At 59.1% G+C, this 12,383-nt stretch carries 13 protein-coding genes and 1 tRNA gene; 9 read left to right on the top strand and 5 right to left on the bottom strand.

Going from position 1 to position 12,383, the window contains the following annotated elements:
• Positions 1 to 66 precede the first annotated feature (66 nt).
• A complete protein-coding gene (locus ACK3EW_RS04840) occupies positions 67 to 273 on the top strand; it encodes a cold-shock protein (protein WP_439120580.1) in 207 nt (68 codons plus the stop codon).
• Between the two features lie 4 nt (positions 274 to 277).
• On the opposite strand, the gene ACK3EW_RS04835 is transcribed toward ACK3EW_RS04840, so the two are convergent.
• The gene (locus tag ACK3EW_RS04835) at positions 278 to 1,183 is read right to left on the bottom strand and encodes a LysR family transcriptional regulator (protein WP_085631241.1); all 906 of its coding nucleotides are present in this window, start codon (positions 1,181 to 1,183) and stop codon (positions 278 to 280) included.
• Between the two features lie 95 nt (positions 1,184 to 1,278).
• Here ACK3EW_RS04835 and metF point away from each other — a divergent pair, with 95 nt between their 5' ends.
• Positions 1,279 to 2,145 carry a methylenetetrahydrofolate reductase [NAD(P)H] gene (gene metF / locus ACK3EW_RS04830; protein WP_493808679.1) on the top strand — a complete coding sequence of 289 codons (867 nt, stop codon included), beginning with the start codon at positions 1,279 to 1,281 and terminating at the stop codon, positions 2,143 to 2,145.
• Here the strand turns inward: metF and bhcR are convergent.
• Positions 2,142 to 2,969: an HTH-type transcriptional regulator BhcR gene (gene bhcR / locus ACK3EW_RS04825; protein WP_493808678.1), complete on the bottom strand. Its 828-nt coding sequence runs from the start codon at positions 2,967 to 2,969 to the stop codon at positions 2,142 to 2,144. The genes metF and bhcR overlap by 4 nt on opposite strands.
• Positions 2,970 to 3,089: 120 nt before the next feature.
• Here bhcR and ACK3EW_RS04820 point away from each other — a divergent pair, with 120 nt between their 5' ends.
• From ACK3EW_RS04820 to ACK3EW_RS04810, 3 genes are all read left to right on the top strand, one after another.
• Complete coding sequence (locus tag ACK3EW_RS04820) at positions 3,090 to 4,076, top strand: type I glyceraldehyde-3-phosphate dehydrogenase (protein ID WP_493808677.1); 987 nt, start codon at positions 3,090 to 3,092, stop codon at positions 4,074 to 4,076.
• A 90-nt stretch (positions 4,077 to 4,166) separates the two neighbouring features.
• Positions 4,167 to 6,140: an enoyl-CoA hydratase-related protein gene (locus ACK3EW_RS04815; protein WP_493808676.1), complete on the top strand. Its 1,974-nt coding sequence runs from the start codon at positions 4,167 to 4,169 to the stop codon at positions 6,138 to 6,140.
• Positions 6,141 to 6,334: 194 nt separating this feature from the next.
• Complete coding sequence (locus tag ACK3EW_RS04810) at positions 6,335 to 6,961, top strand: dioxygenase family protein (RefSeq protein WP_493808675.1); 627 nt, start codon at positions 6,335 to 6,337, stop codon at positions 6,959 to 6,961.
• A 37-nt stretch (positions 6,962 to 6,998) separates the two neighbouring features.
• Here ACK3EW_RS04810 and ACK3EW_RS04805 read toward each other — a convergent pair whose 3' ends face one another.
• Positions 6,999 to 7,214: a hypothetical protein gene (locus ACK3EW_RS04805; protein WP_439120585.1), complete on the bottom strand. Its 216-nt coding sequence runs from the start codon at positions 7,212 to 7,214 to the stop codon at positions 6,999 to 7,001.
• 121 nt (positions 7,215 to 7,335) lie between these two features.
• Here ACK3EW_RS04805 and ACK3EW_RS04800 point away from each other — a divergent pair, with 121 nt between their 5' ends.
• Entirely contained in the window at positions 7,336 to 7,596 is a 261-nt protein-coding gene (locus tag ACK3EW_RS04800; protein ID WP_493808674.1) for a DUF2312 domain-containing protein, read from the top strand.
• On the opposite strand, the gene ACK3EW_RS04795 is transcribed toward ACK3EW_RS04800, so the two are convergent.
• Positions 7,593 to 8,204: a hypothetical protein gene (locus ACK3EW_RS04795; protein ID WP_493808673.1), complete on the bottom strand. Its 612-nt coding sequence runs from the start codon at positions 8,202 to 8,204 to the stop codon at positions 7,593 to 7,595. The genes ACK3EW_RS04800 and ACK3EW_RS04795 overlap by 4 nt on opposite strands.
• 76 nt (positions 8,205 to 8,280) lie before the next feature.
• On the bottom strand, positions 8,281 to 9,162 hold the full coding sequence (locus tag ACK3EW_RS04790) for a hypothetical protein (protein WP_493808672.1): 882 nt from the start codon (positions 9,160 to 9,162) through the stop codon (positions 8,281 to 8,283).
• Positions 9,163 to 9,308: 146 nt separating this feature from the next.
• Here ACK3EW_RS04790 and ACK3EW_RS04785 point away from each other — a divergent pair.
• The 3 genes from ACK3EW_RS04785 to ACK3EW_RS04775 all read left to right on the top strand — a co-directional run bounded on the left by ACK3EW_RS04785 (position 9,309) and on the right by ACK3EW_RS04775 (position 12,219).
• Positions 9,309 to 9,384, top strand: a tRNA-Thr gene (locus ACK3EW_RS04785).
• Positions 9,385 to 9,445: 61 nt separating this feature from the next.
• The gene (locus tag ACK3EW_RS04780) at positions 9,446 to 10,336 is read left to right on the top strand and encodes a DUF6538 domain-containing protein (RefSeq protein ID WP_493808671.1); all 891 of its coding nucleotides are present in this window, start codon (positions 9,446 to 9,448) and stop codon (positions 10,334 to 10,336) included.
• Positions 10,337 to 10,902: 566 nt separating this feature from the next.
• Positions 10,903 to 12,219 (top strand): acetamidase/formamidase family protein, encoded by a 1,317-nt coding sequence (locus ACK3EW_RS04775; protein ID WP_493808670.1) that lies wholly within the window; start codon positions 10,903 to 10,905, stop codon positions 12,217 to 12,219.
• Positions 12,220 to 12,383: the final 164 nt, after the last annotated feature.

Raw genomic sequence — 12,383 nt, 5'->3', positions numbered from 1 at the left:
TGAACCCGGTCGCAACTGAAGCGGCCCATAGAGGTCTAACGTGACGACAGAAGGAGACACGGGATCATGCCGAACGGTACCGTGAAATGGTTTAACGCCACCAAAGGCTACGGCTTTATTTCCCCGGAGGATGGCGGCAAAGATGTGTTTGTTCACATTTCCGCAGTGCAGCAATCCGGGATGGAAGGTCTGAGCGACAACCAGAAGGTCAGTTTCGATATGACCGAAGGGCGCGACGGCCGATTGATGGCGTCTAACATCACGTCCCTCTAGACCCTCAGGCCGATTGCAACCGCTGCGCTTCTTGCCGGGCCAGACGGATCAATTCAGCGACAAAGGGTTTGTCCGTGTCCACTGTTCGGGTGGCTGCATAAAGCCTGCGCGTAACGCCATTTTCCGTCAAAGGTCGCGTCACATAGTCTGAACTGTACTTGACCTCGCGCACCACCCAATCAGGCAGCACGGACACGCCCCGGTTTGAGGCGACCAACAGCAGAATCACGGCCGTCAATTCCACCTGACGGACGGCAGCCGGTTCAACCTTTGCGGGGATCAGCAACTGGCTGAACACATCAAGGCGCGATCGTTCTACCGGGTAGGTGATCAAAGTCTGCCCGCGGAAGTCCTCGGCATCAACATAAGGTTTTTTAGCCAGAGGATGCGCAGCTGACGCCACGAAAACGGCATTATAATCAAAGAGCTCCGTGAAAGTGACGCCGGGAATATCCTCCGGGTCGGATGACACGACCAGATCAACTTCTTCCTTCTGCAGGGCGGGCAGCGCATCGAAGGCAAGGCCGGGCCTGATGTCGACATCCACATCAGGCCAGCTCTTGCGGAAGGCTTCGAGCACGGGGAAGAGCCATTCAAAACAGGCATGGCATTCGATGGCGATGTGCATCCGACCGGTTGATCCACCGCGCAGCCCTTCGAATTCCGCAGCGAGCGCCTCGACCTGCGGCAAAACCTGATTGGCCAACCGCAAAAGCCGCATCCCCGCTGCAGAAAGCTTCATCGGTTTGGAGCGGCGTACAAACAGCTCCACCCCGGCCTGATCTTCCAGCGCTTTGATCTGATGGCTCAGGGCAGATTGCGTGATGTTCAACTGGTCTGCGGCCTTGGCCACACCGCCATATTCATGGATGGCCTTGATCGTGCGGAGGTGCCGGAACTCGATATGCATTATCAACCATTCTCATGTTGAAGATTAGATTTATGAGTTTGTCTCACAATGCTGCACGTGCGACAAGAGCTTCAACGCCATCAAGGATCACGTCGATGACAGCTCCAACCGTTTCATTCGAATTCTTCCCACCGCAATCTCTGGAGGCGTCTTTCCGCCTCTGGGATACGGTTCAGGTGCTTGCCCCGCTTCAGCCGCGCTTTGTGTCGGTAACGTATGGTGCAGGCGGCACGACCCGCGACCTGACGCGCGAGGCGGTTGCAACGCTGCACAAATCGTCGGGTCTGCCGGTTGCCGCGCACCTGACATGCGTCAATGCCACACGGTCCGAGACCCTTGCCATCGCACAGGATTTCGCAGCAGCCGGCGTGACCGATATTGTGGCGCTGCGGGGCGATCCGCCCAAAGGCTCGAATGGGTTTGTCCCGCATCCCGATGGCTTTGCCTCAAGCGTTGACCTGATCGAAGGGCTGCGCGAAGCGGGCGATTTCAACATCCGCGTCGGCGCCTATCCCGACACGCACCCCGAAGCAGCCGATGCAACGGCCGATGTGTCTTATCTCAAGCGCAAGTTCGATGCGGGCGCGTCCGAAGCGCTGACTCAGTTCTTCTTCGAGGCCGACACGTTCTTCCGCTTCCGCGATGCCTGCGAAAAGGCCGGGATCGACAAGTCGGTGACACCGGGCATCCTGCCGATCGAAAACTGGAAAGGCGCTGCGCGCTTTGCCCAGCGCTGCGGCACACATATCCCAGCTTGGGTCGTGGACGCGTTCGAAAAAGCAGAACGCGACGGACGTGAAGATCTGCTGGCCACCGCGATCTGTGCTGAACTCTGCTCTGACCTGATCGACGGCGGTGTCGACACGCTGCATTTCTACACGCTCAACCGCCCGGAACTGACGCGCGACGTGTGCCATGCTTTGGGTGTCACGCCCAAATTGACCCTCAAAAACGTCGCTTAACTCGACGCTCCCCCTAAAGCGGCGGTCAGTTTGGCCGCCGTTTCCTTGACCGACGCCCCTAGGCTATCGATCCGCTCATCGGGAATCCGGGCAGACGGTCCCGAGATTGAAACGCCCGCGATGGGTTCGCCATGCATGTCGAACACGGGCGCCGCGATACAGCGCATACCATCGTTTTTCTCTTCTGCGTCAAAGGCATAGCCCCGCGCCTTGGTGGCCTCCAGATCGGCTGCCAGCGCTCCGGGCGTGACCAGCGTGTGTTCGGTGAACGCGGTCAGCTTGTGCTTACGGATGATCGCCGCGACCTCTTTGTCGTCCATCTGTGCCAACAGCGCCTTGCCGATCCCCGACGAATGCATCGGCGACATCGTGCCCGGTGGGAAAAACGCGCGGATGTTGTGGTGGGTTTCGACCTGGCTCAGGAACAGCACCAATCCATCGCGTGACACGCCCAGATTGGCGGTCTCCTCGGTTTTTTGCATCAACTCGCGCAGGAACGGGCGAGCCCGTTCCACAAGCGAGGTGCGGCGCAAGAAGCGCGAACCGATGTGAAATGCCCCAGCCCCAATATGCCAGGTTTGTGCCACAGGGTCGAAGTCGACCATGTTGCGCCCCTCGAAGGTCGACAGCACCCGGTAGACCGTAGCCGGAGATTGATCTAGATCTTCGGAAAGATCGGTCAGCGTCGCACCTCCGCGTTCGCTTAGCCGTTCTAGGATGACCAGCGCGCGATCCAGAGACTTGATCTTGTTCTGCTCGGTCGTATCACCCCACGCCCGCGGTCGCCCCCGTGCCCGCCGCTCCGGCCCTGTCTCTGCGTTCATGCCAGCCTCTGCGCCCTGAATTGTCTCGATACAAAAAACATTTTTACAATGTGAAAAAATCAGAGTTGAAATGCAAGCGTTAACGCACAGGTTCTGCGGCAACAGGCAAAGGACAGTCACATGCGTATCGTCATCCACGGCTTTGGACGGATTGGCCGGGTTATCCTGCGGCAAATCCTGACCAGCACAGCCCATGCGGATATCGACGTGGTGGCGGTCAATGACCTCGCACAGCCTGACACATGCGCGTATCTCTTCAAATATGACAGCGTGTTCGGCCCCCTTCCCGGCGGTGTCACGTTGCAAGGTGGCGCATTGCAGGCCGGAGGGCGGTCCATTCCGTTGCTGACCGGGGTCAAGATGGCCGACCTGCCGTTGGCCGACGTCGACCTGGTGCTCGACTGCACCGGGGCCACCAAGGACCGCGCCACCGCAGAGGCCGCGTTGACTGCCGGTGCCCGGGCGGTTCTGATCTCAGGCCCTTCGGATATTGCCGACATGACCATCGTCAAAGGCGCGAACGACGACCAGATCAACGATCATCGCATCGTGTCGAACGCCTCTTGTACCACCAATGCGCTGGCCCCGCTGCTGCGGGAACTGGACACACGGTTTGGGCTGATCCAAGGCCATATGACCACGATCCACTGTTACACCGGCAGCCAGCCGATGGTCGACGCCCCGCGCGGACCGGACCTTGCCCGCAATCGTGCAGGCGCTGTCAGCATGGTGCCCACCACCACCAGTGCGGCCAAGCTGATTGACCGCGTGTTGCCTGATCTGGCTGGTCGTGTGACCGGGGCCGCCGTGCGCGTGCCTGCGATCAGCGTGTCAGCGGTGGACCTTGTCGTGCGTCTGACCACCCCCCCAAAAGACCCCGCGAATGCGCTGCGCGAACTGGCCGAGGCCAATCCAGTGATCGGCCTTGTGGAAGACCCCTGCGTGTCGGTCGACCTGCGCGCCCGAACCGAGTCCCTCGTAATCGCGCCAAACGAGACGATGGAAACAGGCGATCAGATCCGTATCTTCGGCTGGTATGACAATGAATGGGGCTTCTCGGCCCGTATGCTGGATGTCGCGCGAATGATGCACCAGCGCGGCAAATAACGCGAAATTCTTGCCAGAACACGCCGTTTGGCCTCTAATGCTCAGCAAAGCACAGGCAAACATGCCGACCCGAGGCCATCGGAGCAGCAGATGGGCACTGAGACCGAGATCACCGTCACAGACGGGGTGGCGCAGATTGCGCTGACCGCCGGACCGTCCGCCCGTCTGACCGTTGCGATGCTGGCCGCGATCGACACGGCAATTGATCACCTGAGCGAGGATGACGGCGTCGAGATCATCGTGCTGCGCTCCTCAAGTCCGACGTTTCCGTCTGGCATCACCGCACCCCAAGGCGGCGGCGATGACCGGGACAATCTGCTGTCCGGGGTTTGCCGCCGGATAGAGCTTTGTGCAAAACCGGTGATCGCCGTTCTGACAGGGGCTGTTGTCGGCGGCGGTGTGGAACTGGCTTTGGCTGCGCATTACCGGCTTATCCACCAGCAAACCCGCATCGGATTCCCAAATGCCCGGCTTGGCCTTGTTCCCAGCGCTGGAGCCACGCAGCGCCTTCCACGGCTCTTGGGGGCCGAAGCGACGCTTGAGCTATTGATCGGTGGCGCGCTGTTGCCAGTGGCAGATGGCACATTCACCCCACTGGCCGACCTGCTGTTTGACGACACGCCAGAGGCAGCTCTCCAAAGCTTCATCCGTGACATGCGCTCCAACGGCACGGCTCCCAGGCCCACCGCAGACCTGCGGACCGGGTTCGCCGATGCAAGCGCCTATCAGGCGGCGCTTACGCGCGCGCGAGAAGGCATATCCACTTCACCCGAATTGGCCCCCAAGAAAATCCTTGCGGCGGTCGAAGCGGCGATGCTCTTGCCCATCGACACCGGCCTTACCTTCGAAGCGGCTGCTGCTGAAGACTGTGCCGACACTGAGCAGTCCAAAGCCCTGTCGCACCTGTTCCACGCCGAGCAACGGGTCGCGGCACAAGTTCGGCGCAACGACCTTCCCGAGATATCGACGATAGGCGTTCTGGGCGGCAGCGCGATTGCGATTCAGATCGCGCAAGCGGCACTTGAAGCCGGGATTCGCGTCAACTGGTTCATCAAAGACCCAGCCCAGCAACGCGATGCGGTCGGCCATTTGCGTGGCGCTTTGCAACAGGCGGTTCAAGCAGGGCGCGTGTCGAAAGATCGTGCGCAGCTCAGTTTGCAGAACTTGCACCATGGCGACGGGCCCAACCTTCTTGACGGGGCGCAGGTTGTCCTGCGGGCAACCCGGGGACAGCGCGGTGCACCAGTCCCAAAGGGCACCGTGATCGCGCATTGCCTTCCGGGTGTGGATGCCCGACTGTCACTGCAATTCGCCGCCCCTGCCTCGAGCGGACGTTTGGTCGAGGTGATCCTCGGCCCCGAAGCAACCGATGACGACCGCCGCCTTGGCCTTGCACTGGCGCGGCGCATGAACAAGCTGGCCATCGTCCAAACCACAGCGGGCGCGGGACTGCATGACCGGCTGCTGCAAACGCTCTGGCGCACAGCGGATGCGCTGGTCGATCTGGGGCAATCCCCTTTCACAATAGATGCGGCTTTGCGTGATTGGGGCATGGTCCATCCGCCGTATGATCTGGCCGACAGGACGGGCCTAGACGTGGTCGCCCGCCACCCCCGTGCCGAGGGCGCACAAAACTGGTCCGGGCTTCTTGTGCAACTTGGACGGCAAGGCCGCGCCACCGGGCGTGGCTTTTATCACCACGGGACCGACGGTCTCACGCGGGATGCAGAGGTGCAGCACAAGATCAACGAACGCCGTGCGCCACAGTCGAACATGCCCGCCGATCAGATCACCCGGCTGGTGATCGGCGCTCTGGCCAATGCTGGGGCCAAAGCTCTGCGCGACGGCGTGGTGCCGCGCGCGGCCGAGATTGACGTGCTGTCGGTCTTTACCCATCTCGTGCCGAACTGGCGCGGTGGCGTGATGCACGCGGTTGGAGCGCAAGGGCTGCTCGGGACCACCCGCGCGATGGAGGCGCTGGACCACCCGGACGGCGACCTTTGGACGCCGGATACGGTCTTTGCCGAGTTGATCAAATACGGGCGTAGCTTCGACAGCCTTTAGGGCGTGCAAGCATCACGACGCTGTAAGTGGCGTTTCTCCGCCGAAAGGCAGATTATTTATCCGTTCCTTTTGGGTCTTTTGAAAAAGACATTACCTCGTTTCGATGTGGGACGCTCTGTTCACGAAAATATTCAGACGGAATGTCCGTCGCGCGCCGTGCAGGTCTTAGTTGAATTTTTCGGAGGTATCAAAACATGACGTCACCACAGCACTCACGCCGAAGCTTTGTTCACACGATCCTTAGTGCGATCTGTCTTTCGGCTTTGGCAAAACCGGCTCTCGCCGCCGATCTGACACCGCACGCGACCGAAGGGCCGTTTTATCCCACCCCCGCCATGAGACGTCCTGATGTGGACAACGATCTTGTCAAAATCCTTGGGTCCGTCCAACAGGCTGGAGGCGAAGTCTTCATTCTGAAGGGCCGGGTTCTCAATAGCGCGGGCGAACCCCTTGCGGATCGTCGGATTGAGATTTGGCAGTGCGACATGAACGGAAAGTACCTTCACACTGGCGACAGGCAGGCCATCGACTTCGATCCCGCATTTCAGGGCTTTGGCCATGACATCACCGGCCCCGATGGCAGCTACGAATTCCGCACCATCAAACCTGTGACGTATCCTGGCCGCACGCCACACATCCACGTCAAGGTCTTTGACGGTGAAACAGAAGTCATCACGTCGCAATTTTATGTCGAGGGGCATCCTGCCAACACCCGCGACCGCATCTTCAATCGATTGTCCGACAGCCAAGCAAGCGCGGTTTCGATGACCTTTACAATGACGGACAGGGGCGAAGAGGCAGTCGTCGACGTGGTTGTCTGATCGCCAAGCGCTCAGCCGGGCAACTGAACCGCGTCAATCACCCGAGGAAGATTCCCACGATAACCAGCATCAGGCCCAGCACGGACACAAAAAGCGACCCGAGGTTTATCGGCATCACCTTTTTGACCTCATCCCGCAGCTCTTCGTCGCCAAGGCCCGCCTTGCGCGCCTTGTTGACCCGCAGGATGCAATAGACCAGCCCGCACAGGCCCGCAAAAGACAGCGCTGCGCCCGACCAGATCAGTATGTCCATGATATGCTCCCGCGTTGGTCTTTGCCCCCGCGGCGGTAATTCATCCCCCGCCCGCTGACAAGCCCTTGAAGGCCCGCGCCGGCACCGCTACGACACCATTCAGATCGAACAGGAGCCGAACATGGACGACAGCGCAATCGAAGCCAACTACCACGTCACCGCAGATGAGCTGCGCCAGTTCATCGAACGGATCGAACGACTGGACGCGGAAAAGAAAGACATTGCCGACCAACAGAAAGAGGTCATGGCCGAAGCCAAAGCACGCGGCTACGACACCAAGGTGATGCGCAAGGTGATCGCGCTGCGCAAACGCGAACCTGATGACATCGCAGAAGAAGAAGCTGTGATGGAGATGTACAAAGAGGCGCTGGGAATGTCCTAAAACAGACTGGTCAACGGCGCGAGCTCACGTTCCAGCCAGCGACCAAGCTGTATCCGCCCCAAACCCGGTGCCGCGCCAAGTTTGTAAAAATGGTCCGCATCGGATTTGCGCTCGTCCCATTTCAAAGACTTAGGCCCTTTGCCACGCCCGCCTTTCGACGTGCTTTCATAGGTGCTACCGTTGATGACCAGCCAAACATGGCCAACTTGGTCCTTCAATGAATGACCGGCCGAATCCTGCATCACTGCACCGGTCTCATCACGTGTGGCAACTGTGTCGCGAAAGCCAATCCGGACGATGTCGTCCCGCAGCTCCGCCTCTTTCAAGTAATCCGCCACAGTATGTGACGCATCGCTCGCGATCTTGCTTCTCTGGGTAACGCTGCCCGATGGCAGGTTCACGTTATCCGTCGTCCCATGATAGATGACGTATTCGACAAAACCGGAACAATCGAGTTGTCGGATGTCAGAAACGCTTCTTGTCAAAGGCCGGACCTTTCCCACCATTCCGCGCATTTCGTATCGGATGGAAGAGGAAAGCAGCTTGTCCAAGACGGTCACAAGTTTATTCGCATCAAATTGCATGGCGTATCCCAGCGCAAAACTCAAAAAATGGTCGAAAAAATAATAATACTATCAACCTATGGTAGCCTGGGATTTCAGTCAACGCCTGAGCCGATAGCGCTCAAGGCGCGATCAGCGTCACACTCGGCATACGACCGATTTCGAACAGGTCTTCCTCGTATTGATCGGTCAAGTCCTGCACCAGATCGGCGTCCCAGTCGGGAATGTCACATTCATGCTCCACCTTGGACGCATCGGCATATTTGTCGAGGAACGCCACCATGACGCGGCGAATCTGCACTTCGTTCAAGTCTGGTTTCTCGGCCAGATACGCTCGAAACCGCGTCATGCCTTCCTGCGACGTGATTTCGGCCATCCGTGAATAGGCCCCAATGATCGGATGGGTCGGCTCCAATCCCGCGAATTCGCGGACCAGTTCGCCCCAAACAAGTGGGCTGTCCTCGTCGCACCATACCGTGACGGGTACCCCCGGCACAGCCTCGGTGATGCGCGCAATCAGCCGTGACCAACGGATTTGCATCGGGTCCAGCCCGTGCAACACCTCTGACAGCGTTCCAAGCGGTGTCGCCGCAAGAAGCGCCGGCAAAAAGGTCGCCGGGTTGCGCAAGCCAATAAAGATCTCGATCGAATCTCTAGCGAATATCTCTTGCAAAACACGCAACCGCTGCTCGGCCTTGCGATAGACCATCCCGCCCTGAAAGGCGATCTTAGGCACTGAAAACAGGTTCTCGTGCGATAGGATCATCCGATCCATGTGATCTGCCGCATCATCAAGAATACTGTCGAGAAGAATATCCCGGCTGCCCGGAGCCGGACGCGCATCCCCCAACGCGTTCAACATCTCCGAGATCAGCTGCCGGTACTTGCCCGGCCCCGGCACCGCGACACCCGAAGCCTTGAAGCCATCGCGGTTGCGCAACAGTGTCTTGAACAATCTGTCGCTGTCCGTCGCGTGTAGACCAGTATGAAGGACGACCTGCATCAGTTTTCTTTTGTCTCGCTGCCCGTGCTCAGTATACGCCCCCACACAGCGAAGAAAACCGTGTTCCGGCCTCGGAAAGAAATCGCAAAATTTCGCCAGATTGCCTCTTGCACAGCCGCGCGACACTCAGTAAGCACGCCTCCGGAGCCCCTATAGCTCAGCTGGTAGAGCAACTGATTTGTAATCAGTAGGTCCGCGGTTCGAGTCCGTGTGGGGGCACCATTTCTTCAGCTAACTCATTGGTATCACTCCAGCTTTTAGCCACTGCTAGGAGCCGTAGGCCATGTCGGAGACCATTTCGCGCCCGTTCACTTTCACCAAAGACGGGATTTTCTACTTAAGCCGTCGAATCCCGAAAGAGCTGAAGCACCACTATTCCTCCCCTCGCATCGCATACTCTCTGCGCACCAAATCACCCAAGGTCGCTGAAGCGCGGGCCAGAAAAGCTGCTGAACAGCTCAACGAATACTGGTATCTGTTGCGTTCGCGTGACGCTGACCTGCCGGGTCACCATATGCTCAGGATGGGACAAGCTGGTGTTGGAAGCAGCACCGCACCCCAACCCGCCGTCAACTCGTCATCTGTGCTTTTGTCGGAAGCCGTGGGCATCTACTTGCAACAGAAAGGCAAGAACCGCCCTGCCACCTTCAAACGGGCTGCAGAGAGGTCCTGCGGCTACGTGATCGACGCCTGTGGTGACAAACACCTTGAAGCCTACACGAAGGCAGACGCCAATGCCTTCCGTGACGCGCTGATCGAACGAGATCTGGCAGGCAGTAGCATGATGCGGGTGTTTGGTACTGTCAGAGCCGTGACCAACTTTGCGGCTAGTGAACAGGGTATCACCCCGAACAACCCGTTTACGGGCGTCTACTATGACCGCGACGCTGGCGTCTCAGATCGGGCACCCTTTTCAATTGAAGACCTGAAGGCGGTGCAGTCCAAGTGTCGTGAACATGATGACGACCTCCGCTGGCTTTTGGCGCCGGTGTCAGACACCGGGATGCGCCTCGCTGAAGCCGCTGGGATGACCCGTGGCGATTTCATGCAAGCAGCCGACGGTTCCCTGTTTGCGCGTGTACGTCCTCACCGTTGGCGTCGTCTCAAGACCAAAGGCAGCGAACGCAATGTGCCGCTCGAAGGGGAAGCCCTGTGGGCAGCGCGAGATATGTGACCCCAAAACATCCTGAGGCCTTGCAGGCTTATCCTAGCAGCATGTCTTCAGGCCGCGCTGTCCAACTCCTCGATGACCTCACCTGTCGGAGGTTCTGGCACCTCACCTCGGACAACTTCAGCCACCCCTGCATTCCAAGGGGAGCTGCGGCAGTAGCGGTCGGCTGCTTGGCAGATCGTGCAGAAGTTGCGGCACCCTCGATGGAAGAGATGCCTGTTGGCAGGGTCGGGTCGGATTAAGGAGGGATTGGTCAGCACTCTTCGTAGCAACGGGTACCTGCGTCGTGGCCACATTGAGACCAAACCCACAGGGTATGGCGCGGGATAGTCGCCAAGCGGGTTCCACCCCGCTTTAACGCGTTGCTGATGGGCCTTCACTCAACAGATCGATCTGATGCGGAATGTCATGGCCATCCCATTTGCTCGACATCTTTGATTGTTGCTGCCACCTAGCAGTCTTGGACCAGTGGCGCGGCAACTTACTGATAAACGACCGATCACCTTGTCGCGAACAGTAAAAAACCTACGCTGCTTGGCAGGACAAACCAATCCCAATGGAGACCTCTAATGCATGATGGAAGCAGCACGCCGTCCCGGCGCAGTATCGTCGTTTCGGAATATACCAATTCTGTTCTTGATCCCAATGCACCGATGCTCGGCCCGATCGAGAACGGCGGAACGATCATTGCCAATACAGCGCCGGGATGCTGGGGCCCGATGATCACGCCGCGCCTACGCGGTGGACATGAAGTGACAACACCTGTGTTCGTACAAGGAGCCGAGGTGGGCGATGCCGTGGCAATCCGCATTCGCGACATCACTGTTACCTCTGTCGCGACGGCGTCCGGCCATGACAGCTCGCCAGAGGGATTCTGCCTTGGCGATCCCTATGTCGCCGCGCGCTGCCCGGTCTGTGATACCGTCTGGCCAGAAACCCATGTCGAAGGCATCGGACAAGATGCCGTGAAATGCGATGCCTGTGGCAATGCCGTCAAACCCTTCGAGATCGTGCATGGCTACACCGTCACCTTTGACGAGACCCGCAGTGTTGGCTTGACCCTCCCCCACGCCGCTGCCGAAACTATCGCCAAGGACGCCAACCATTACGCCGCCCTGCCCGATGGCAGCCGCCAGCATTCGATCCTGACCTATGCTCCATCCGACATGCCGGGCACGCTGGTGAGGATGCGCCCTTTCATGGGGCAATTGGGCACCTGCCCGTCCATGGCCATGCCCGACAGCCACAATGCTGGCGATTTCGGGGCGTTCCTGGTCGGCGCACCGCATGACTACGCCATCACAGAAGACCAACTGGTTGAGCATAAGACCGATGGCCACATGGATATTGACGCAGTGCGCGCCGGTGCGATTATCGTCTGCCCGGTCAAGGTGCCTGGTGCCGGTGTATATATGGGCGACATGCATGCAGGTCAGGGCGATGGCGAAATCGCTGGCCACACGATGGATGTATCGGGCAGCGTCACGTTGCAAGTCGAGGTGGTGAAGGCGTATCCCATCGATGGCCCAGTCCTGTTCCCACTCGAAGAAGACCTGCCGCCACTTGCCAAGCCGTTCACCGAGGCGGAAAAGGCCAAGGGCCAGAAAATTGCTACCAAATGGGGCGTGTCCGAGATCGACGCATTGGCACCAATTTCCGTGATCGGAACAGCCGCCAACCTGAACGCCGCCATCGACAACGGCCTTGCTCGGGCAGCGGCGCTGCTGGACATAACAGTTGCCGAAGTACGCAACCGCGCGACTGTAAACGGCGCCATTGAGATCGGCCGCGCACCGGGTGTAATCCAAGTTACATTCCTTGCCCCACTGGCCAAGCTCGACGCAGTCGGCCTAGGCGATTACGCCCGCGAGCAATATGGTCTCTGAGTAGTGAACATTCAGCCGCGGGAACTTGCCACTTCCCGCGGCTCAAGGAAGCCTATCAGGGTTGGGCCGCATTGACCTGGCCCGTTTTTCAGCACCAATCGTTAGTCGAGCATGCTATTCGTTTCTGTGCTACAGCAAGCGTTCCCGCTTGAGGCCAGATTTCC

It is taken from the genome of Marivita sp. NO-S04 (assembly GCF_059070475.1).
Note: the sequence above shows the minus strand (reverse complement) of the source record. Positions and strands in the feature narration are given on the sequence as shown.